This is a genomic window from Metallosphaera cuprina Ar-4 (assembly GCF_000204925.1).
In the GTDB taxonomy this organism is placed as follows: domain Archaea; phylum Thermoproteota; class Thermoprotei_A; order Sulfolobales; family Sulfolobaceae; genus Metallosphaera; species Metallosphaera cuprina.
Genome location: NC_015435.1, coordinates 1,156,302 through 1,177,319, shown reverse-complemented (window position 1 = coordinate 1,177,319; position 21,018 = coordinate 1,156,302). Strand labels below are relative to the sequence as shown.

Below are 21,018 nucleotides of genomic sequence, written 5' to 3'. Positions count from 1 at the left end.
ACAGCGTGAAAACTCACAGAAACTTAGCTCTAACCGAAGGTTCTCAAAATTTACAATATCCTGGAGGTTCTCGAACTAACGCTAGCCTATACGGGCATAAGCTTGCTCAAGCATTATCGCCTAAGAAATCGGTCCTGAAAGCTCATCTATACTCTGGAGGGAAAAACAACTGCTGTCTCTTGGAGATTATTTTCTTAAGTTGGTCTATCTTTAAGCTCACATCTTCTACTTTGCCTGAACTGAGGCTGTTGTAAACCTCCTCGGCTACGGTTACCATGTCTAGGTCGTTTTTAACTATCTCGTCCAGTGCCTCTACCGTAACTTTCCACCTGGAGTAGACGTCTGCACCTCCTCCTTGAGCTGAGGCTACGTCACCAATAACCGTCCTAATTTTAGACGCCAGGGTCTCTAACTTCTTGAGCTCCGGTGAGAAGGGGGAGGATGAGGCTATTTGAGCCTCTACCTCAGCAATCTTATTAAGGGTAAGCTCGAGCTTGTTCTTCACTGAGGACCTTATCAAAAAATCGTCTTGTCTGATCAGGTCCTTGGTTTTATATCCCCTATAACCCGGGATCATCAGTTGTAGCCTTTCCAAGGGGGTGAGCTCTTTAGTCATAAGTGTACAAGCACCTAGAAGTTAAAATTTTATCCTGCTTGCTTTACCTTTTCGGTTTGGTTTATCCCTTTTATTATCTTATTTACCCTTCTTATAACATCGCTCCTAACAGGTTCCTCATATATGGAACTGGACACTACGTCAATTCCTAGGACGAAGGTGGTTTGTGTTGCCTCCAACACCCTCACGATAGGGGGTTGAATCAATCCCTCCATATCGCTCAGTCCCTTCTCTATCCTCTCTATAACTAAGTCAGGATCCAAATCCTTTGATATCTCATATCTAGTTCTAACCTTCCTCCTCCAAGTCTTGTCATGGACGAATATCGCAGCCTGAATCATGATGCTGTTAGGAATCCTTAGCTCCACCATTTCATCCGTCTCGATCACCGTGTAAAGTAAAGTTATGTCCTTAACGGTCCCAGTGTAACCGGGAATTAGGAAATCGTTAGAGAAGTACTTTGGTGGGTAGGTGGGAAAATCCATTCCGTACTGCCAAGTTGAGACGGTTATCCTTTGCCCGACCTTGTAAGGTCTCGAGAAGAGAAGCATGATTCCTCCGAACACGTTAGATAGCACATCCTGGGACGCAAGACCCAAAACCAAACCCGCGAACCCACCAGCAGCCAGTGCGGCCCCAAGGCTAACCCTAAAAGCTGCTAAGAACCCGGCTATAGCTAATGCGTACCCTACCACCCTGATTATGAAGCTTAAGGACGAGGCGTTATCGACTCCGACAGTGTTGGAAAGCCTCCTCTTCACTAGGATAGAAAGGATGTATGTTATAGAGAGGATACCCACTACCCACACGATCAACTCCAGGTAAATTATGTAATCTCCTGGCAGGATACCTAAATTTCCTAGCATGTAGATCGCAGTTCCTATGACTACCATTGAGATGATCAACGAAATTGAAAAGGAGATTAACTTAGACTCTTTTTTTGACATAACTTACGTATAGATAAGAACTGGCAAAAAACATTACTTTAAAATCTCGAGTGTAAGTAGAGCCGAGTTCTTTATTAAGGTCACGTTATCTAAAGCCTGGTTCTTAGTTAAACCTTCACTGAACATTATCTTAGCTATTTGCACACTCTTAGGGTTTTTATCATCAGGGGTGAAGAAGAACTCAACGTTAAGCCTCAGGAGCTCTCTCTTAACTTCAGATATTAGCGAAGGTCTGTCCTTAAGTTTCTCCTGGTCTAACTCTAACACCACTGCGACTATGTAATAGGTCGACTCTGGAGTCGTCCTTATTACTGACACAGGGATCCCTCCAGTTGGAGGCGCTACCGTAAAGTGAAAGTACAACCCTCCGCTCGTTACCTTCTCGACCTTCATCCCGAGCTCCTTGAACCAGGAGAAGAGCTCAACGTCGGACGTCATCACGTGCACCTTAAGGCTGAGTCTCCCATAGTTGAGTCAACCTTGTGCTGAGCCAAACTCTCGGCTATGCTGATCAAATCCCTCTTCCTTAAGATATTGATGTCAAGAGGTAAGTAAGTATCGTTCCTCACCAAAGTCACCCTCATCATCAGGCTAGCCGGTAGAGCGTACTCTAGGTTGGATGTGACGAAGTTAGTAACTCCCAAAACGGTGTTAGCTCGCTTCGCTGAGAAGTCGAAGAACTGCCTAGACGGGATGTAGGCATTAGCGTCCTCAGATGAGATCACGTCCTGAACGAAAACGTCAAGGTTGTGCTTCATAAGTAAAGTCTTAGCTAAGAGCTTAGGCAAGTCGGTCACAAGGAAAAGCCTAGTTCTATAGCTTAGATCCTCTAAATAAAGGGAGTCAGGAAAGGGCTTAACTTCCTTGAGCAAGTCATGATCTTTTAAAATGGGTTTCATTAACTTTTCTATGGGGTAATATCTAACTCCTGATAGGGAGACCGTCACTTTCCTCAATTCGGCCATCTCCTTTATCGTGGAGAAATCGAACACTACGTCCAGGTCAACTAAGTAAGCTATCATTTCCTTCCACTCAATATCCTTTCAACCCATATTTTAGTTAACTCCTTTTGTTTACACTCGTTACACACGTCCGTGTATTTGGCCGTCCCTGAGAATCCTTGAGATATCAAGAGAGCGTCAACCTTACCTTTCACCTTCTCAGAACCTATAGGTTTCCCGCACATCCTACACTTAGAGACGTTAGTTCGGTTTACCACCTTTGGTTTTAGGTCGGCGATCCTGGCGAAACCCGTCACTGAAACCGCCTTCTCTGGGCAGTTCCTCACGCATCTCTCGGAGCCTATACAGAACGGAATGTTGTAGCTCAACTCAAGGAAGTCGTTTCCCTTCAGATCGGGAACTAACATCTGACAGGCCCTCACGCAAACGCCACATAGCACGCACTTGTTTGGATCTACCACGACGTTGTAGACTCCTGGGACCTCATCCTCTTGATTTAGCGTAACCTTCCTCCCCATCTCCTCTAGAGCCCAGATCAGTAAGGACCTCCTTCTAGCCCTGTTCAGAGGGATGTGGCTAGGTATCTCGGTCCTGCTCAGGTCCAGGAGAGGTGAGGACAGAGCTTCCTTGAGTTCCTCGCTTCCCTTCGCCTTCCTTACAGGTAAAGACGTTCCTGGGAACCTTGAGGGAATTTCATCTAACCTCTTCATCGCCAGCTCCACACTCTCACATTGTGACGATAAGTGAACTATAGGAGTTAAACCTGCAGCGTAGCTTGCAAGAACGAAGGAGTCTGAGAGCGAGGCTACGCAAGGCATGACGTAAGGGAAGAAACCCTCTGGGACGTCACTGATAATCTCCTCTGTGAAAATTATGGAAGCCGGTCTCTTGTAATCGGCTACAATGGTATTTATGAAAGATACAACCTGGTCAGTAGTACTCGTTGGGACCTCGAAGTATCCGAGGTACGAGACCCCTGAACAGTAGCCACACGCGGAGCACTTCTCTGGATAGCTCACTGATGGTCCCTCTGGGGTTTTAGTTACCAACCCTTGGGGACAAGCCTCTATCGCCCTGTTTATCTCCCTCTCCGCATGCACCTCGTCAAACAGCACCGGGTAAGGTTTGTACTCGTAGAGCCTCAACTTAAGCAACGATCTCCTCGACATAGAGGGGGACCTCGTGGGCTGCACTCTATATACAAGGTCCATTAGCTTGGATCTTATCGCGTAAGCCTTGATCAGTGTGTAAACGTAATCCACTCCCTTTCTCTCAAACCAAGAGGAAGGGAGGACCGTAATCGCTAGGGGAGAGATACCTACCCTCTGGTCCAACTCCTCCATCCATCTCTCTCTACCAAGTTCGTTGATTATCAGGAGGGACTTTACGTCGTTATCCTTCAAGTCTTGAATCAATGAATCTGTTACCTCTGCGGCGTAGCTCAGCTTCGCATCCTCAAATACCTTTGCGAGTAGCTCATCTCCGATTACCTCTCTAGCTTTTTTCGTGACTAAAAGCCCTGTGTTGAGCACTACCTCTCACCCAGGAAGTCCCTCTCGAACTTCAACCAGTTCGAGAGCTCCGAGCAAACAACCTTATATATAGAGGATCTAGGATCGTTAATCACATCGTTGATCCAGTCAGGAATCCAAGAGAACAAATGTGTAACGGCGAAGTTCTTTTGGTCCTGTACAGTCTTAAAGGCGTCCTTTCCAGAGGACCTCAGCTTGAACTCCTCCTCAATTAAAAGGGACATGAAGGCAAGAAGGGAAGATATGTGGTCGGGCTCTGGAGGGAACTGAGAGATCAACTTTGGAACTAAGTGCCTGGATCTATAAAACCTAATTACGTCGTTGTATTTGAAAGTAGCAACCTTTTCCCCCATCAATGAGAACAGTCTCTTGCTCTCCACAGGAATCAAAGGCTTCACTCCAACTCCAGCTATGAAGAGCGATGAGTACTCAATTAGGTAGTCGCTCCTTTTTGAATTTTCAATAACCTTCCTCACTTCCCTAACGTTTACTCCCGTCTCTTCGATGAATTCACCTAACTTCTCATCGATTAAGGAAAGCTTCTTCAGAAGATCGTTGAAATCTTCAGAGCTGAACTTATACAAGAAAAGATCGGAGAACAGATCGTAAGTTGCATGCCTCACGTTCAGAACGTCTAAAATAGAAACTGACATTAATCACACCAAAAAATTACGAGCTTGAGTTTGAACCCCCACCCTCTGTATAGGTAGAGTTGTTACCTTGAGATCCCAACTGTACTACCCCGTTTGACGTCCACACGTTATAGTACTCGGACTGGCTGAGCAATTCAACGTCGTTATCCGCAGCGTAGTCACTGTGCCACGGTAGATAACCGCTTGCTGGGTTCGCTCCCGTCTCAGGTCCCAATACGAAACCGCCCTTATCTACAAACAGGATGTTACCAGGATCTGTAGGATCCAATCTGTTCGCCCAAATCCTGGCTTGTACCATGCAGCCGTGTATGCAAGCCGGTATCCTCTCCTCTGGTGGAAGTGTAGGATCGTAAATCCTATCGAAACAGTGAGTGCACTTCTTTGTCACTCCCTCAATGTAGTCGAAGAACCTGTTCCCGTAGGGACAGGCGTAAATGCAGTACTTAGTACCTATACATTCCTCATAGTCCACTAGGACTATACCGTCCTGCGTTCTCTTAAAGGTGGCTCCAACGGGGCAGACTTCAACGCAAGGAGCGTTCATACAGTGGAAACAGTTGATTGGAATGTTGTAGACCTTAGTCTGAGGGTAGTTACCAACCTCTACGTACAACACCCTAAGCCAAAACATAACGTCCAGGTTGCCGTATGGATCCAGATCCGGCAGAGGTCCGAACATACCTGACGTGTTCCACTCCTTACATGACATTTGGCATCCGGCGCAACCGAAGCACTTGTTTAGATCAGTTATTATAGCGTAGTTTGCCACGGGGGTATAAGGTAGAGCGTGTTGAACTCCACCTTGTTTCATATTTAATTGAATTTGTGTGTTTTGAGACATATTTATCACCTCACGAAATGAGAAAAATCACCCTTGACTTTGGGGATCCGTTGCGAAACCGTACCTCACCTTGTACTGCCCTATTGTGTAACCAGGAGCTAACGATCCTGGAGATACGTAACTCCATATACTTGTTGAGGTCATGTTGTTAGCGTCGAACCTGAGATGAGGCACGTTAACTGGTTGAGCGAAGGTGGGTTGTGAAGGTGAGCTACTGACCGATATGGCACCGCCCATTTGGTTGATTATTGTAGCTAAGATGTCCTGGTTTGAGAAGTCTTGACCCATATAGACGAACCTGTTCGCTGTTACCTGAACCTGAGAGGAGGTCGACTTCCCCACTATCTTTATTCTACTGTCGTGCCAAGACGTTTGCCCAGTTATGGGGTCTAGGTACATTATCGGGAAGGCCTTATCGTTGGTAGGAGAGAGTTGTCCTCCTCTTGAAGGAGGCATGTAGGATATGTTGGCCCAGTTGTTTAACACGCTGTACTTAACCTGTGGAGAGTCGGGAGTCTGACTCCTAAATCCTGGTAGCGCCTGTGCCGAAACCACCACCCAGGCTGCTCCTGGCCTAGTAGCGTTATCCAAGAACGCTATAGCCGTCAAAGTTGTCCTTAAGCCACCGCTCCAAGGTTCGTTTATCGCCTCAAATTGGACCAGATCTCCCGACTTTATTCCCATACTCTGTACGTAAGGGTCTGCCGAGCTCAGCATAACCGGGGTGTAAGGCATTATCGCGGTTAGCCAAGGTACGGTAAACGACCACGAGTGATAAGTTCTGTCGTGTCTCCTGACGAAGAACGTCAACGGGTACTCGTTTAAGTTGATTCCGTCCGACGTGATGTTAGAGGACCAGGCGGGAGGAGGATAGTAACCGCCGAAAGGTCTGTGATAGTCTAGTAAATTCTTAGCAAGGGCAGTGCCGTAACTGTCGTTGGGCAACACGGATTTAACCTTTAAGTTCTCGTTACCCGTCTTGAGGTAATAGTAGTAATACGCCGCGTTGTACCCTGTCCACTTTCCTGCAGCGGCCAGCCTAAACTTCTGTAGGTACTCCAGGTATATCCTATGGACGTAAGGTAAGCCAATAGGTCCGTAACCTCCCGGCATGAAAGCTCCCCATCCTAGGAAGTAGAACATGTTAACGTTCCTCATGTACCTAATGGACGGAGGAAGTACGTAAGTCGCCCCTCCCTTGCCCACCTTCACGTATCCAGGATTTATGTCGCTTAGTGACATGTTAGGTGCGTACTTGTTTATTATGTCCTGTAGCTTAGCTTGAAGTCCTGGTTGGAACTTTACAGGTATCCTGAAGTAGTGCTCTATTCCAGAGCTCCTGTTGCTAGCTCCTATTTTGTAAGTCTGGGAGGTGGAAAATGTCTGACCAGTGGGTACTCCGCTCAATATCTGGTTAATCACAGTTTGTTGGTTAGAAGACGCTGGGACGAAGGAGGCGTAGAGTTTGAGCTGTTGTGGGTTTGGACTCTGTTTCCCACTTGAGTCAGTCAGTATGTACTCGAAGTTTTCACCGTAACCTGCCAAAAGAATACCTGATTTCAGAATGTACATGCCAGACGAGATCAAACCTGGTTGTCCTTGAGTAAGTATCTGCGTTCCGGAGACCGGATCCTTAAGGTTAACAGGGCTTATCAAGTTCCCTCCAGTTACAGGATCCTGGGTCGTGTAGTGCGGGTTGTCAGTTGGGTTAATGGACTTCTGTCCGGGATAAGCTCTCAGTACCCAAAGAAGCGTTAGGAGAGTGTCCCCTGTAGATAACACAGGGTACATTGATGGGAGTGCAGGCCAGTTGAGCGAGTCGGAGGGCCCCTGAGGTAGACTTGTCGGTCTATCAAAGGTGCTGTGAAAACCGTATATCTCTAGGAACGAAAGGTCAGGCATGACGAGATCTACTACGTTATTGGTCTCCTGCATGAATAGATCAAAGCTGATAGTGAAAGGAATCACATAGTTTCCACTACTGTCCTTTTCAGTAACCTTCTGAAGGAGATCCGTTAAGGTGTAGGCGTTATTCCAATAAGGAGACGTGATATACCACATCATGGCGTTAACGGTATATGGTAAAACCTGGTTCGGATACTTGTTGGCAAAGTAGGTTGTGTACGCAACGGCTGATATGGACCTTTGAGCGGTCAGAGGTATTTCCCAACTGTAACCCCTGTCTATCAATAGAGGTCTCCCGTTGCTCGAAATCACTAAGTCATCAGGTCCGTCAGGGTAACCGTACGGACCTGCTCCAACCACAGTAACGCTCTTAATGTCAACCGTCCCGTCGTTGTAGATGAGTTCGTTCTTGAGGAAACCAGACCTCGTCTTCGGTATAGTGAGATTTACACCGCTTATGGCAGACGCTACGGTTTGATCCATTTGAGGTGTATTAGCTAGCGGATGGGGAGGCACCGCATGTCCAGGGAAGTAATGGGGATATGGGTACTTGTACAGGTCAGCTCCAGGATTGTCCCAGGCCCCAAGCATGAGGACGAGGTAATAGAAAGCTGCGGAGCTCATAAATCCGTTAGCGTGCGCTGCTAAACCTCTCATGAAGTAAATTGAGACTGGTCTACCTACGATCGTATCGTGATACCGACCTAGATAGTCCACCCACTTTGCCGGTTCGTTTATTGACTTCTGGAAAGCTACGGTGGCCATCTCATTTGCGGTTCTCACTATGGTGTTGTGAGGTATCCCAGTTACTTCGGCTACGTTAAGTGCACCGAATTGAGGTTGCGAACTTGAAGGAGTGTACGGATCGTAGTTGAGCAGCTCAGCCCTTAAAAGTTCAAAGGCCGTAGTAACAGTCAACGTTATGGTTTCACTTGAGTTCAGGGCCTTGGGAACTGTGACCTGAATCGCAGGAACCTTTACCGAGGTTCCGTCCTTTAGCTTGTAGGGGACTTGAACCACTTTAGATTGTATGCTGGAAGGTAGTTCGTCTAATGTAAGGATAGGCATTACGTTCTTCTGCCAGGGAGTGTCAACGTATGAGTAAACGTTACCGTCGTTGCCCATTACAGCTTCCAACCAGGGATGAGAACTGCTGTATTGTTGATTGTTCACTGGCATCCTGAGGTGTAACCCTACGTTATTTCCTGCTGTGGGATCTGAAGGGTCTAACGAATCGCCGTTTTGCGGATTGGGATTTACGATAACTAGCCAAGACATGTTAGTGTAGTACCTTAGGAACTCCTCATCAATGTGAGGGAAAACTGCAGTGCTCGGTATGTCTCCTAAGTTGGGAATGGCCTGTACTTGTCCCGATGGCGAAACGGTTTGCATCAATAGCTGGCCTGAGGATGGGTTATAACTCGGCTGGACAGGCGTAAGAGTTAAAGGATTTAGTACTGTAGGCCCTTGACCAGTGGAGGCTAAGTACGCCTTGTACACGTAGAAGTGAAAATCGACAAGAGCCCTAATCCAACCCATAGCCAGAGCTCCATCCATGGCCGGGTTAATGAACAGATGCTCATCCGAAACAGAATAGAACCCAAACCTTTCAGGGGCTATAGTCAAGACTTTACCTCCGTTTTCTCTAATCCTTGCAATGATCCTTCTCATCCAGTTGGGGAAGTGATCTCCAGCCAACCCAGCAAGAACGAAGTACTGGGATCTCTCCTCATCCGGACCTGCGTACTCCCAAACTGGAGCTCCCGTGATGTACAGACCTGCTGTATAAACGTTCATGGAGCAGAAACCACCGTGCGCTCCCGCGTTAGCGGTACCGTAGTTCCCAGCGAAGAAACCTGCAGTAATACCAGGTATGAGTTGGTCCCTCCCTTGCATGAAAACTAAAGAGTGCGGATTTGTCTCCCTGATCTGGCTGAGCCCCTGGAAGTTTGAAACCCCAAGTTGCTGAGGCGTCACTCCTATGGTTTTCCAGCTGTTAGCTGATGCCCCGTTTACGAGAATATCGAATGCCGTATCATAATCGATAGCCACCCACTTACCTGTACCTCTATCACCAGCTCTCAATAACGGGTATCTCAACCTGGATGGGGAGAAGTAGTAATAGACGTCTGACGCACCTCTAGGGCATACGCCTCCATCGTTTATATGCCATCCTATAGTTCCGGTTATGAACCTAGGGAATCCTGTGGGCGTCCTCACGATTTCTAAAGCGCATCTCCCTAAACACTGGAAGCAGTTCGAGTAAACCACTTCGTCGCTGGGGTAATTCAAGGTGTAACCGTTTTCTGAAAACGTGTCAAAAATCCTCTTTACGACCGTGCTACCGCCCAAGATTATAGCAGTACCTAAGGCTGCTGCACCACTAACTTTCAGAAATTCCCTTCTTGAGAGCTTTAAATGGCTCATTATTTATCTAATAGTCGTTTAATTTGTTTACATTATTTAAATACTCACTTCATTTTTTCGATATTTCCATCTGGGTATATTTTTACGTTCAGCATGTTCTCCAAAACAGGTTTAAGCGATCGATCTAACTCCAGAGCCCTCTTGATCTCTTGAGTTTCATCCCTTCCCATCTCGTGAAGTATAGACGCCTTTAGTGCATGATAATTAGGCGCTTCGGCCTTCGAGAGGGCAAAATCAACGTAAATTAGAGCGTCATCAAACAGTTTCAGAGTAAAGTAGCACATTGCGGCGTTGTAGTAGTGCTCTGGGTTTTCAGGATCGTAGTGGGAGGCTATTTTAAATTCGCTCAGGGCCAACTTATGGAATCCAGTTTCATAGTATATCTTCCCCTTTAACGAGTGAAGTTTGGGATTCTCCTTATCGAAAGCTAGGGCTCTATTTATCTCGGACAAAGCATCCAACTTGAGTCCCATGTTGTAATAGGCGAAGGCTCTCATGATCCTAGCGTCCACGTTCTTAGGGTTTGTCCTTAGCACTTCTGCCAACTCAAGGTTGGCCTCTTCAAATCTGTTAAGCCTATATAGTATCCGGGCCTTTACGAAACGATATTCAGAAGAAAAGGGCGTGAACTCGAGTGCCGATTCGATACTCTCTAATGCCTCCTCTAACTTGCCCATCTCCTCCAAAATTTCCGCCTTAGTAGCTAGAATCGCGTAACTGAACGGAAACTTTTGAAGTCCAAAATCTAGCTCTTGTAATGCTAGGTCCTTTTTACCCATCTTAGAGTAGGCCTCGGACCTGATTAGATAGGCCTCGAGTAAGTCGACGTCCTTTAGAATCTCTATAACTTTTTCGTAACTTCCGTTCTCGAGTAAACTCTGTGCGATCTCTATTTTATCCTCCAAGCTCTCAACTTATAAGTCTCAATAGTTTTTAATCTGCTTTACGGTTTAGAAAAATATGAACGGTTAAACATATCGGCTCTCTGAAATGAAACTTTATTTAAATAATTAGTTTAAGGAACGAATCAGATAAATATGGGTCTATTCAGCGCTCCTTCTCCAGGGACGTCCTTCGGTATACAAGCTCCCATAATACAAATTAATCAATATCCAATGTGGGGAACTTACGTAGCTCTAGCTCTCTATTTCACTGAAATTGCAGGGATGCTAATGGCTATTATAGGCCTGATGGAGGTGACTAGGAGGTACGACTCCTTCACGAGGAGGGCCTCAGTCGTTGCGTTCATAGCGTCAATACTCGCTCTTGGCTTCTTCGACTTAGATCTAGGTAGACCTAACGCAGGGATTACTGCGCCCATGGCTGCTTTTGTTTACTTCGGGAACTCTTGGATGGCTAGAGGAATAGTTTTCGTTGGGGGTCTACTTCTATTTACTTTCCTCTACATGGTGGTAACGGTATTCAAGTTCAACAACAGGTTAATCCGTGGAGTTATAGCGATCCTGGGGTTTTTCGCTGGGATATTCTCCACTACCTACAGTGGGTTCGAATTGGCTGCAACCACCGGTGTACCTTTCTGGAACAACGCAGGCATACCTGCTTTATATCTAGCGGACGGAATCTTCGCCGCAACTGGATTGGCGTATCTGATAGCTCTCATAGGAAAGAGTGAGGACATGATTAGGGCTAGGGTAACTTTAACTAAGCTTCTTTTCTTCTCTAGCATAGCTGAGTTTGCTACCTGGTTCCTTTTCATGGCGTCTGTCAACTTCATTTACGTTTTCAACCAGGTGGCCTACAACTATTTACTATCCCAAGCTACGTTCTACGCTGATATGGCACTCACAGCGCTAACGTTAATAATATCTGGATTTGGTAGCCTTTCGATAAGCGGAGTCATATCTATGTTTGGAGCCAAGGTAGAGGCACCTTCAGGCGCGATGGGGAAAATGCCAGTCACGGACTTGCCCACAATGATAAAGTACGTCATGATCGCCGCTGCCATATTCGCTCTAGTGGGCGGGTATCTGACAAGAGCGGACGTACTGTTCGCGGGTCAATACGCTTATCAACTTGCCCCAATGACTCCTTTCCAAATAGTCACAAACCAACCCGTGCCTATAGGGAGCTTCGGTTGGAGAGGTTAAAAGTCAAAATGACTTTTTTTATTTTCTTTTTACTATTATAGAAGAGTCTTCTCTGCTTCCTGTCCTACCAATGAGAAAGGACGGGAAGCCTATCCTTTCACCTTTTGAGAGCGCCGATTCCACCTCGTTTTTCTCCCCTATCAGGAGGAAAAGATTCTCAGATTGAACGAAGTCTTTAGTAAATGGGACGACGTCCAATAGATCCGCGTACCATGGGGATGGGATTTCGAGTCTAACTGAGACTCCTAACTTTTTAAAGAGAGTGGGAAGGTAACTCAAACCCCTTCTAGTGAGATTGACAGGATATACGTTTTCGTCAAGCGTTAACGTAAGGGCAGCCCTCTTCATGGTTTCATCACTCATCCTCCTAAGCTCAGTTACGTCAACACCCCTCTTAAGGAAATAGTCCATCGCTCCGTTCAAAGCTCTATACAAGATCTTAGTGGAGATCAGTCCGCCCGGTCTATTTATCATCCCAACGTACATGCCTTCACTCACTTTTCTCTCTTCATAAATATCCCCCCATATGAACCCTGCTATTCCTTCAATCGTCTCCATTTCGTATTTTTTGATCCCCCATATTGTAATTAAGTTTTGTAACTGAGCTCTAAGTATATTTTTATTATTTTCAGGATATAGGACATCCACGAAGAGAAGCCCTTCTTTTCCTGCCACTACGTTAGAACTGATCTTAACTTTCCTTGTGTGAAGCCCTTCCTTGGTTGAAGGGTAAAAGAAATCGCAACTCTTGTCTGGTGAATTACCTAACTTTAGACAGAGCTCTACCTCTCCAAGTTCACGTTTAAAGAGCACAACGTTATCTTGATCCGTCCTCTGACATCCGCTTAAGATTATTGAGGGATGAACTCCCTCTTTCATTAACGTTGAGGCGTTTAGCAAAAACCTTTCTCTTAGATCCAATTAGACGCTACCCTTAGAAACCGCTTTCACTACCGAGTTTATTACTTGACACCTATGAAAAAGATGGACTCCATCCTCCTTACAGTCCGCAGCCAGAGCGTAAGGTTCTCCGTTCTGATCGAAACTAAGAACTGCCTTACATCCTGAAGGGAGGACAATAGAAGGAAAAGTTCTAAGGATGAACCTAGCCAACACGGTTTGAGATTGCTGATCTAACTCCTTAGCTCTAGGAAGCATTAGGCTCGCTACGGATAAAGGCTGGTTGAAACAAATACTCATGGGGGATATCTCAAACCTTCTTAAGAAATCGTGGAGCGAGTTTAGAAAACTTTTAAGCTCATCGGTTGAACCCTCATATTTCCACCCTTCTTTCAAGCCCTGTATAGCGTTCTCCTTAATCGACTGTCTCTTAGTGACGTAGTAGGCTAAAACTAGTCCTCGTGGGGTGATGGCGAACTCCCTTCCGTCTTTGGTTATCAACCCAAGGGACTTCAATTTAGCTAGGACTCTCCAAACCGTTGAGGCTGGAATACCGGAGACCTTGGAGAGCTTATACGATGAAATATGCGACAGCAAGACCATGAACTCCAATACCTCTATGTCCTTTGGGTCCAGAAAGATTACGCTCATCTAAAATGATTAATTTAAACTAGCTTATATAGTTTTTATTCGAAGAATTATAATGAAGATAAATTTTCTTAAAAGGGAAAAGAGCTTTTATCGACGTATAAGGCTATAACGTACTCAAGTACCCTTGGTCATTCTAACAATCGAGTTATATCCTTAAACCTGTCAGGGTTACCTAGTAAAATAAGGGTTTGACCGGGCCTAAGAACTGTGTTTTTTGAGAAATAAGGGTTTAACTTACCATCCTCGACGACTATTATCGGAATCACATCGTTAGGTAGGTCAGACAGCTTCGCTGATTTCTTGACGTCAAAGAATCCTACAACCATATCTGCCTTCCTATCCATCGTGAATATTACTCCCCCAACGTTCTTAGCTATGGAGGCTGCTGCTGTGATCCTTCCAATAATGTCCTCATACGGGATCACCTCGTCTGCTCCAGCGGTCTTAAAAACGTCAATTAAGGAGTCCTGTTTAACTACACAAATGGTGTTCAGGGGAGGGTTGATCTTCTGGACCTTAAGCGTCACGAGGAGGGTTTGAGTGTCGTCATCCATCGAGATAACAGCTGAGGACGCTGAGGAAATTCCGGAGCTTATCAAGTCTTTATCATCTTCAGGGTTTCCTAGTATTACTCTTTCCCCTCTTAACTGATCGAAGACCTCTTTTGAGCTCGTTAGTACTACGTACTCCTTTCCTAACTTTTCTAGTCTCTTAGCTGCAGTAACGACAACTCTGTTGTTACCTATTATAACTATGTGATCTTTCATGTGAGAACCCCTCCATCTTGCCCTAGCGTCGGTCCACGAGGACCTCTTTACGACAGTGTTCACCATAGACTGAATTATACTAGTATAAAGACCTACTGCCATAATTATGGTTATAACAAGGAGTAATTTCTCCACCGAAGGCATCTGATTTATATCCGGAGCGTATAGACCCACGGTGGTGACTACGTTAACTCCCGCGTAGATTGCAGATATCCAATCTAAATGCTGATAGGTCACGAATATTATGGAATTGGATAGCACCACTATGGCTAACATTACTACTTGAGGTAGTACTTTCCTCAACACCGAGTAAGGAGCTACCAAGATCTCCAATGCGTCAAGTAGGTATGACCTCATTCCCATATCTAACACTCTTCTCAAATTGTTGAGCACGAAGAGCTTGAAAAAAATGAATTACGCACTTCCTCACGCATCGTTTCAACATAAAATCATGAATATATAAACGTTACTTACCCTTAGCGGTCATCCCTTCACGGGAGGAAAAGTTTAATTATATGGATAGCCTATCCAAGATTTATGCAGAGGAGCGTAATCGTTGGCACGTCATTAATTGTAGTTGTCTTGATTGCGTTTTTTGCTTTCTACTTAATTCAAATCAAGCAGACTAACTTGTCGAGCGATCAAACTCAGAGAATAGTGTCACTTGCCCCCAGCGACACTCAAATCTTAGTTTCGCTTGGTTTAGGAAAGGATGTAGTAGCGGTAGACCAGTACTCGTACTCTCTCATTGAACTTCTAAACGAGACGAAATGCTTACCTCAAAACGTAACTGTGTTACAGCTGCAAGCAGGAAGCCCTCCAAACATTAGCGGATTAGTTCTCTTGCATCCTTCAATCGTCATTGACGAGGAGGGTCTTATAGGCAGTTACGCAACCCTCATAAAGAACGCGGGTTTACACTTGTTATTAACTAATGATGATTACGCTCAGAACTTCTCTCAAATAACGGCTTCGATTCTAAACGTCTCAAACCAAATTGGGGCTAAGTCTCAAGGGGAGAAACTGGTCTCATGGATGAACAATAAGCTTCAAAGTTTCTCTACGCAAGGTAACGTGTCAGTGGCTTACCTATTGTACATATGTCCTAACTACGAGTTCTACACAGCCGGAGGCAACGTGTTCATCAACGATATCATAACTAAAGCTGGAGGGTCTAACGTTTTCTCCAATCAATCTGGATATCCTCTCTTGGGTCCATCGTCCCTTGACCTGGCAAATCCTCAGGTCATTATTGCACAAGAGGTTTACAACATAAGCTATACGGAGTTCTTAATCTCTCACATGCCGGGAATAACCTCAACGAGAGCGTATCAGGAAAACAGGATATACGTTTTATCTCAGAACTTGCCAACAGATCTAATCAATGAGCCAGGGCCTCTCTCAGTTTACAGCGTTGAGATGGTAAGGGACATCTTAAACAACGCTTCACCTCACTATGTGAATTCGTCCTTTGTGTTAAAGGACTTAAACGTAAGCCTTCCGGTGTTTTAACTTGAACTATCTTAAATATCCTGTTCTTGTTCTACCTTTACTTTTCCTTTTAGCAACGATGTATGGCGAGGTGTTCATTCCTCCAAATGAACTCTTCCATCCTGAAGGTGCCTATGGTTACATATTGTGGAACATAAGGATTCCCACTGTAATTGCCTCGGCACTGATAGGTGCCACGCTGGCGATATCTGGGGCGATAATGCAACTTCTTCTACGTAACCCTCTTATGGATCCATATGTGAGCGGTACGGCCTCCGGTGGAGCGTTCGGGGCAGTGCTCTCTTACTTCCTTTTGGCCTTCAACCTGCCGTTCTCCTGGATAATCTACGTATCTCCGATAGTGGCATTCGTTTTCTCTATGCTTTCGACAACCTTTACGCTATTGATAGGAAGGAGGGCAGGGGTTTACGGTTTGGTAATAGGAGGGGTTGTTGTGTCTTACCTCTTCTCAGCTCTGATCTCCATTATGTTGACTTTTTTGGAGGAGAGGTTTCCAGAGGTTCCACCGCTAGCCTTCTGGTTATTGGGAGAGATAGAGGACGTGCCATGGACTTCTGTACTAATCCTCCTAATCATCGTGTTATCTCTAGGGGTTCTAGGGACACACACAGCTAGGATTATAGACCTGACCTCAATAAGTGACGATATGACCCTATCGAAAAACGTAGACCCGAACAAATTCAGGACCTTATGGGTGGTTCTAATTAGCCTTTCCACAGCCTTCATAGTATCCTTAGCTGGTATAATAGGGTTCATAGGAATAATAGTGCCCCATCTGGTGAGGCGATTAGGATCAGGTAGCGCGTCTAAGCTCGTTCCATACTCGCTAGTTTACGGAGCTATAGTGATGATAGCTAGTCAAATCATATCAGACGGTGCCCTAGGATTTAAGTTGCCCATAACCGCAATAACGTCCTTGCTCGCCTCCCCTATTATGATGTACGTTCTGGTGAAGGGAGTTGCTAATACAGGGAATTAGGGCAAGGATAGGCAACAAGTTAATCCTTCCAGATCATAACCTGGAGATCTCTAAGGGGGTGAACCTAGTGTTGGGCCAAAACGGTGCCGGAAAGACTACCTTATTAAGGTCAATAATAAGGGCCTTTTACGAAAGAGGAGGTCTCATAACTAGAGGGTACGTTCCGGCAGAGTTTTCTGCCCCTGAGATACAAGTTAGAGAAGTTCTTGTTTCCGGAACTAGAAACAACTTAGCAAGCTACGCGGAGTACATCCAATATTTTGGTCTCACCAATTTGTTAGACAGGTCTTTCTCTTCCTTAAGCACAGGTGAGAAGAAGTTGGTCCTGATAGCTAAGGCTCTGGTTGAGGGGGACTTAGTTATGATGGATGAACCCACCTCGGGGCTAGACGTTAAAAATCAATCTAAAGTAATGAGAACTGTAACCAAGCTGAAGAGTAGGAAGGACTTTATTATAGCAGTTCACGATCTAAACTGGCTGAATCAGGCTGATAGGGTCATACTATTAAAGAATGGAGAGATCATTTGGCAATCAGGTCCCCAAGAGCTTAGGGAAGACATCTTGGAGAAACTTTACGAAATTAGAGTAAAAAGAGTAGAAATAGATGAAAAAACTATATTTATCTTTGACCTATGAGTTGGTATAGTATTGAAATAGAGGGAAGACTTGATAGAGCGGTATCGCTATCACCCATCCGTAACTGTTGGTGAGGTACATTGTGTTACCTGCTATCACAGGGTTGACTATACCGAATCTACCTCCTACGTAGTATTGCTGCAGTAGGTCTCCGTTATGCGGGTTTAACACGTATACGTTAGGTCCGCCCGCGATCCACAACAAGTTATCATAAATGGTGGCGCTTCCTCTAGGTCCTCCAGGTGCTGTCGGAGGGAGGGATATACCGTTCAATCTAGTTTGCCAGATTATCCTTCCGGTGGAGATGTTTAAGGCGAACTCCGTCCCAAGGGATGGAGCCCCTACGAAAACCGTGTTATTGTAGATCATGGGTACAGCTCCCTTGAACGCTGGAGGAGTGTAACCTCTCCCCAGATTGGTAACCCACAAAACGTGACCGTTAGTAGCGTTAACAGCTAAGACCATGGTGTCTACAGTTCCGTTCGGTTCAGCGTTAGCTACAGTAGATTGCACAACTATCCCAAGGCTTTGATCCACAGCCGGTGGAACGTCTCCCATTCCAGTGTTAAAAGGCTTGTTCGGAGAGGGGAGCGAAGCGTTCCATACCATTTTACCTGTGATACCGTTCACTGCAACTAAAAGACCAAAGGGCTCGGTCAAACTTGTGAACCCCGCAACGAAAAGTGGCGTCCCATTAGGCATGACATAGTAATTTACGCTGCTCATGCTGTCGAAAAGACCAGGAATTGAATCCATCCATAAGGTTTGCCCTGTCGTAGCGTTAACCCCTACGAACTCTCCTCCTCCATCTGAGTAGGCTAAGATCCCGTCATAAACAGCCGGAGCTGGCATAGCCTCGCCCATAGTAAACCTCATCCAAAGTAATATACCGTCAGAAGCATTGAAAGCGTAAATCGCCCCATATGCCATTCCTCTGTGAATGGCTGAGTACTGTCCATTCTCGTAATGGACGAAATTAGCGAAGTTGAACCCAACGTCTCCAACCGTGACGTAAACTATCCCGTTATACACTATTGGGTTGTTCATTGCGTAGCTTGCCAAACCTGTGGCGTACCACACAACCTGACCGTTCAATGGGTTAACCGCAAATATGCTTCCTGGTCCGCTATCCTCCTCTACAAAGAGGAGGTTATCCGCTAGTGAAACTCCTAAAGGCTCACCAACCATTTGAGTTAACATTACCAGGGCTGATCTGGTACCCATTACGTTAGAGCCTGGTAGCATGTTTTCAGGGGCGCTCAGAGGTATCAGAGCTGCCCCAGCCATATGGGCAAAGTCCTGTTGCCAACTAACTCCCTGTATCAATTCGGTGCAAGTGGTATCCACAACTGCGTTATGGGACTGCCCTCCATTAGTAACCAACCAGCTTCCAGGCAGTCCTAGGTTTTGGGAAGTGGCGTTTCCAGGATAGTATGTGACCTTGACCTCGTAAGGGAAATATGTAGTGTTGTAGATATCATAAGTCCTCACAATGGGCTGAGGTATTGGGGTAATAACCTGTGATACTATCTGTGTTATAGAGGGCCCCAAAAAGGATCCAATTAAAAAGACTGAAATAAGGGCTATGGCGAATATTATTCTTTTCATTAGCTAGAACTAGAATCATAATCATTTTATACTTTTTTAATTTATAAGAGAAATTTCTGTTTTTCATCATTTTTTTAGAAACTAAACCGAAAGTATTTAAACTCAAGTATAATCAGGACATGAAGGTTATTCCTTGAAGTAGACAACAGGCCTGAGCTATGGTACAATATATACAGAGAGATCCTATCAAGAACTCCGTATAGACTAAGTAGAAGACAAAGACGGACCCTAAAATCCAGAGGTATCTTAAGGTAACGGTCTTATTCAAGATCCACAATGAGAGCGTGACAATGAAGAATAGGACTCCTAGAAGAGCGTCAGGTACTCCAAAAAAGTGAGAGAAGGGGCTGAACTCAACTTTCCCACAATCAATAGTGGATGAGATGTTACAATATGAGGGATTTCTTCCCTCCGATGTAACGTATAGTAGATATGCAGAATCCGCCAGTCCTATTGAGGATAGGACGACTCCCGCTTTCATATTGTTCACCTTAATGAGCGAAGTTTCGACATCATCTTTCTGATCGAGGCTCTACCGTCATAGATGAAGATGTTGTCATAAGGGCAGTCCTCAATGCACTCCCCGGCTCCAACGCACTTAAAGGCTTTGAACTCTCCCTTTTTGATGAAAGACGCTCTCATGTCAGTTAAACCGACTGGGCAAGCTTTAGCGCAGTCAACAGTCTTACATGAGAGGCAAGTTGATGGGTCCTTAACTTTTAGCTTGAACGGACCTAGATAGCTGAACAATTGATTATAGGTTCCCCAACCGCACAAACCGTGGTTAACACATGCGTAATCTCCAAAAAATGGAATAAGAAGGAATTGGATGTACCATACGAAGTTAAAATACAAAGAGGCTAAGAACACTGTAGGATCCTGATTCAATATCAAGATATGCAAATAGTTAACTTGATTTAGATAAGATATCACGGCGAACGCTAGAATATTTATCCATATCAAAACTGACGTGATTTTAAAAATAGGGCTCATCTTAGAGGTAAGAGTTTTCCTGCCAAGTTTCGATGACCTGTTAAAGGTTTTAAGTCCAGAGGCGAAAGTAAGCATGTAAGGAGCTGTGCAAGTCACAGAACAAATCTGCCGGCTTCCAAAGAGAAAGGAAAGAACTGCTGTTACAGCGTAAGTCCCTAGAATACCTACAAGAAAATAAGGAGCAACCGGACCAAAAGTACCGAATCCGTTAAACCAGGAATAGGGAATGTATGGGAAAACGTTCTGAAAAGGGGAAAAAGAAGGCAAATATATACTGTAGACCCAATAGGCAATGAACGTCAGTGTAAGTCTTATTTTATTCTCTAATTTCTTTGATTTGAATATTTTATATACTAAAGGTACACCTGTCCAGACACCCATCAGTATCATGAAGTTTGGAGATGATACTATTGCTGCGAAAGATAAAATGGAGTTCCATAAAAAGTTCAATCCAATCCAGGGACCTAAATTGCTCTCCTGTATTGAGGAAACTCCTAGGGTGTCAACAGAGAATAAAAATATGGAAAGGAAACCGATCATAATAACGTACAGAGAAACCAAAGGAGAGGAGTTCAATCTGACACGTAATGGTTTCAATACTATTAGATAAAAGGAATTAAGGAGGATAATTGAGGTAAGCCATAGCGTCGTAGAGATCTGTAAAGTTAAGGAGGATATTGAGAGTGAGAAGACCCATAACGGTGTTATTAGGTTTATTTCAGACGTAACGTTAGATCTCTTCATTATAGTTAGAAGATAATATCCTAATAGCCCGCTCAGGAGAAGCGAAGGTAATACATCGTAGCTTTGATAGATTAGAGTCAGAAAATTCGTGAAAGGAAACAAAAACGTGTAATCACTCCTGCTCTTAGCTAAGACGAAGCTGATTAAGGAAGAAAAGACTATAGAGAGTATCCATAACACTAGCATATGACTATCGTTAAACACTAACTCTAACATTGAATAAACACCTTCAACAA

The 21,018-nt window shown here is 44.9% G+C and carries 19 protein-coding genes; 4 read left to right on the top strand and 15 right to left on the bottom strand.

Features of this window, described 5'->3' with window-relative positions:
- Positions 1–142 precede the first annotated feature (142 nt).
- The 9 genes from MCUP_RS06095 to MCUP_RS06055 are packed head-to-tail and all read right to left on the bottom strand — an operon-like array spanning position 143 to position 10,788.
- Positions 143–616 (bottom strand): hypothetical protein, encoded by a 474-nt coding sequence (locus MCUP_RS06095; RefSeq protein ID WP_013737899.1) that lies wholly within the window; start codon positions 614–616, stop codon positions 143–145.
- Positions 617–645: 29 nt separating this feature from the next.
- Positions 646–1,563 (bottom strand): mechanosensitive ion channel family protein, encoded by a 918-nt coding sequence (locus MCUP_RS06090; protein WP_048057540.1) that lies wholly within the window; start codon positions 1,561–1,563, stop codon positions 646–648.
- Positions 1,564–1,596: 33 nt separating this feature from the next.
- A complete protein-coding gene (locus tag MCUP_RS06085) occupies positions 1,597–2,001 on the bottom strand; it encodes a DUF2299 domain-containing protein (RefSeq protein WP_013737897.1) in 405 nt (134 codons plus the stop codon).
- Positions 2,001–2,585: an HAD family hydrolase gene (locus MCUP_RS06080; protein ID WP_013737896.1), complete on the bottom strand. Its 585-nt coding sequence runs from the start codon at positions 2,583–2,585 to the stop codon at positions 2,001–2,003. Before MCUP_RS06080 ends, MCUP_RS06085 begins: the two co-directional genes overlap by 1 nt.
- Positions 2,582–4,057, bottom strand: coding sequence for a 4Fe-4S binding protein (locus MCUP_RS06075; protein WP_013737895.1), 1,476 nt, complete (start codon positions 4,055–4,057; stop codon positions 2,582–2,584). The genes MCUP_RS06080 and MCUP_RS06075 overlap by 4 nt, the downstream gene beginning before the upstream one ends.
- Complete coding sequence (locus MCUP_RS06070; RefSeq protein ID WP_013737894.1) at positions 4,057–4,710, bottom strand: TorD/DmsD family molecular chaperone; 654 nt, start codon at positions 4,708–4,710, stop codon at positions 4,057–4,059. The genes MCUP_RS06075 and MCUP_RS06070 overlap by 1 nt, the downstream gene beginning before the upstream one ends.
- A 16-nt stretch (positions 4,711–4,726) precedes the next feature.
- Positions 4,727–5,557, bottom strand: a complete 831-nt coding sequence (locus MCUP_RS06065; protein WP_048057752.1) for a 4Fe-4S dicluster domain-containing protein — start codon at positions 5,555–5,557, stop codon at positions 4,727–4,729.
- 21 nt (positions 5,558–5,578) lie between these two features.
- The gene (locus MCUP_RS06060) at positions 5,579–9,883 is read right to left on the bottom strand and encodes an oxidoreductase (RefSeq protein WP_013737892.1); all 4,305 of its coding nucleotides are present in this window, start codon (positions 9,881–9,883) and stop codon (positions 5,579–5,581) included.
- Positions 9,884–9,927: 44 nt separating this feature from the next.
- Positions 9,928–10,788, bottom strand: coding sequence for a tetratricopeptide repeat protein (locus MCUP_RS06055; RefSeq protein ID WP_013737891.1), 861 nt, complete (start codon positions 10,786–10,788; stop codon positions 9,928–9,930).
- Positions 10,789–10,920: 132 nt separating this feature from the next.
- Between MCUP_RS06055 and nrfD the strand changes: the two genes are divergently transcribed.
- Positions 10,921–11,991, top strand: coding sequence for an NrfD/PsrC family molybdoenzyme membrane anchor subunit (gene nrfD, locus MCUP_RS06050; RefSeq protein ID WP_048057539.1), 1,071 nt, complete (start codon positions 10,921–10,923; stop codon positions 11,989–11,991).
- A gap of 18 nt (positions 11,992–12,009) precedes the next feature.
- Here nrfD and MCUP_RS06045 read toward each other — a convergent pair whose 3' ends face one another.
- From MCUP_RS06045 to MCUP_RS06035, 3 genes are all read right to left on the bottom strand, one after another.
- The gene (locus MCUP_RS06045) at positions 12,010–12,912 is read right to left on the bottom strand and encodes a hypothetical protein (RefSeq protein WP_013737889.1); all 903 of its coding nucleotides are present in this window, start codon (positions 12,910–12,912) and stop codon (positions 12,010–12,012) included.
- Complete coding sequence (locus tag MCUP_RS06040; protein ID WP_013737888.1) at positions 12,913–13,542, bottom strand: IclR family transcriptional regulator; 630 nt, start codon at positions 13,540–13,542, stop codon at positions 12,913–12,915.
- A gap of 128 nt (positions 13,543–13,670) precedes the next feature.
- Positions 13,671–14,672 carry a potassium channel family protein gene (locus tag MCUP_RS06035; protein ID WP_013737887.1) on the bottom strand — a complete coding sequence of 334 codons (1,002 nt, stop codon included), beginning with the start codon at positions 14,670–14,672 and terminating at the stop codon, positions 13,671–13,673.
- Positions 14,673–14,846: 174 nt separating this feature from the next.
- Here MCUP_RS06035 and MCUP_RS06030 point away from each other — a divergent pair, with 174 nt between their 5' ends.
- From MCUP_RS06030 to MCUP_RS06020, 3 genes are read left to right on the top strand one after another with little or no spacing between them, the layout of a single operon-like run.
- Entirely contained in the window at positions 14,847–15,821 is a 975-nt protein-coding gene (locus tag MCUP_RS06030; RefSeq protein WP_048057538.1) for an ABC transporter substrate-binding protein, read from the top strand.
- 1 nt (position 15,822) lies between these two features.
- Entirely contained in the window at positions 15,823–16,800 is a 978-nt protein-coding gene (locus tag MCUP_RS06025; protein ID WP_013737885.1) for a FecCD family ABC transporter permease, read from the top strand.
- Entirely contained in the window at positions 16,781–17,437 is a 657-nt protein-coding gene (locus MCUP_RS06020; protein ID WP_013737884.1) for an ATP-binding cassette domain-containing protein, read from the top strand. The genes MCUP_RS06025 and MCUP_RS06020 overlap by 20 nt, the downstream gene beginning before the upstream one ends.
- On the opposite strand, the gene MCUP_RS06015 is transcribed toward MCUP_RS06020, so the two are convergent.
- The 3 genes from MCUP_RS06015 to MCUP_RS06005 all read right to left on the bottom strand — a co-directional run bounded on the left by MCUP_RS06015 (position 17,432) and on the right by MCUP_RS06005 (position 20,998).
- Complete coding sequence (locus tag MCUP_RS06015; protein WP_013737883.1) at positions 17,432–19,045, bottom strand: PQQ-binding-like beta-propeller repeat protein; 1,614 nt, start codon at positions 19,043–19,045, stop codon at positions 17,432–17,434. The two genes, MCUP_RS06020 and MCUP_RS06015, sit on opposite strands and share 6 nt — an antisense overlap.
- 112 nt (positions 19,046–19,157) lie before the next feature.
- On the bottom strand, positions 19,158–19,526 hold the full coding sequence (locus MCUP_RS06010) for a vitamin K epoxide reductase family protein (protein ID WP_013737882.1): 369 nt from the start codon (positions 19,524–19,526) through the stop codon (positions 19,158–19,160).
- Between the two features lie 5 nt (positions 19,527–19,531).
- Positions 19,532–20,998 (bottom strand): 4Fe-4S binding protein, encoded by a 1,467-nt coding sequence (locus MCUP_RS06005; RefSeq protein ID WP_013737881.1) that lies wholly within the window; start codon positions 20,996–20,998, stop codon positions 19,532–19,534.
- Positions 20,999–21,018: the final 20 nt, after the last annotated feature.

Excerpts from the sequence above, each read along its gene's own strand:
- MCUP_RS06095 (WP_013737899.1), bottom strand. The coding sequence starts at position 616 with ATGACTAAAGAGCTCACCCCCTTGGAAAGGCTACAACTGATGATCCCG.
- MCUP_RS06090 (WP_048057540.1), bottom strand. The coding sequence starts at position 1,563 with ATGTCAAAAAAAGAGTCTAAGTTAATCTCCTTTTCAATTTCGTTGATC.
- MCUP_RS06085 (WP_013737897.1), bottom strand. The coding sequence starts at position 2,001 with ATGACGTCCGACGTTGAGCTCTTCTCCTGGTTCAAGGAGCTCGGGATG.
- MCUP_RS06080 (WP_013737896.1), bottom strand. The coding sequence starts at position 2,585 with ATGATAGCTTACTTAGTTGACCTGGACGTAGTGTTCGATTTCTCCACG.
- MCUP_RS06070 (WP_013737894.1), bottom strand. The coding sequence starts at position 4,710 with ATGTCAGTTTCTATTTTAGACGTTCTGAACGTGAGGCATGCAACTTAC.
- MCUP_RS06060 (WP_013737892.1), bottom strand. The coding sequence starts at position 9,883 with ATGAGCCATTTAAAGCTCTCAAGAAGGGAATTTCTGAAAGTTAGTGGT.
- nrfD (WP_048057539.1), top strand. The coding sequence starts at position 10,921 with ATGGGTCTATTCAGCGCTCCTTCTCCAGGGACGTCCTTCGGTATACAA.
- MCUP_RS06040 (WP_013737888.1), bottom strand. The coding sequence starts at position 13,542 with ATGAGCGTAATCTTTCTGGACCCAAAGGACATAGAGGTATTGGAGTTC.
- MCUP_RS06035 (WP_013737887.1), bottom strand. The coding sequence starts at position 14,672 with ATGGGAATGAGGTCATACCTACTTGACGCATTGGAGATCTTGGTAGCT.
- MCUP_RS06030 (WP_048057538.1), top strand. The coding sequence starts at position 14,847 with ATGCAGAGGAGCGTAATCGTTGGCACGTCATTAATTGTAGTTGTCTTG.
- MCUP_RS06015 (WP_013737883.1), bottom strand. The coding sequence starts at position 19,045 with ATGAAAAGAATAATATTCGCCATAGCCCTTATTTCAGTCTTTTTAATT.
- MCUP_RS06010 (WP_013737882.1), bottom strand. The coding sequence starts at position 19,526 with ATGAAAGCGGGAGTCGTCCTATCCTCAATAGGACTGGCGGATTCTGCA.
- MCUP_RS06005 (WP_013737881.1), bottom strand. The coding sequence starts at position 20,998 with ATGTTAGAGTTAGTGTTTAACGATAGTCATATGCTAGTGTTATGGATA.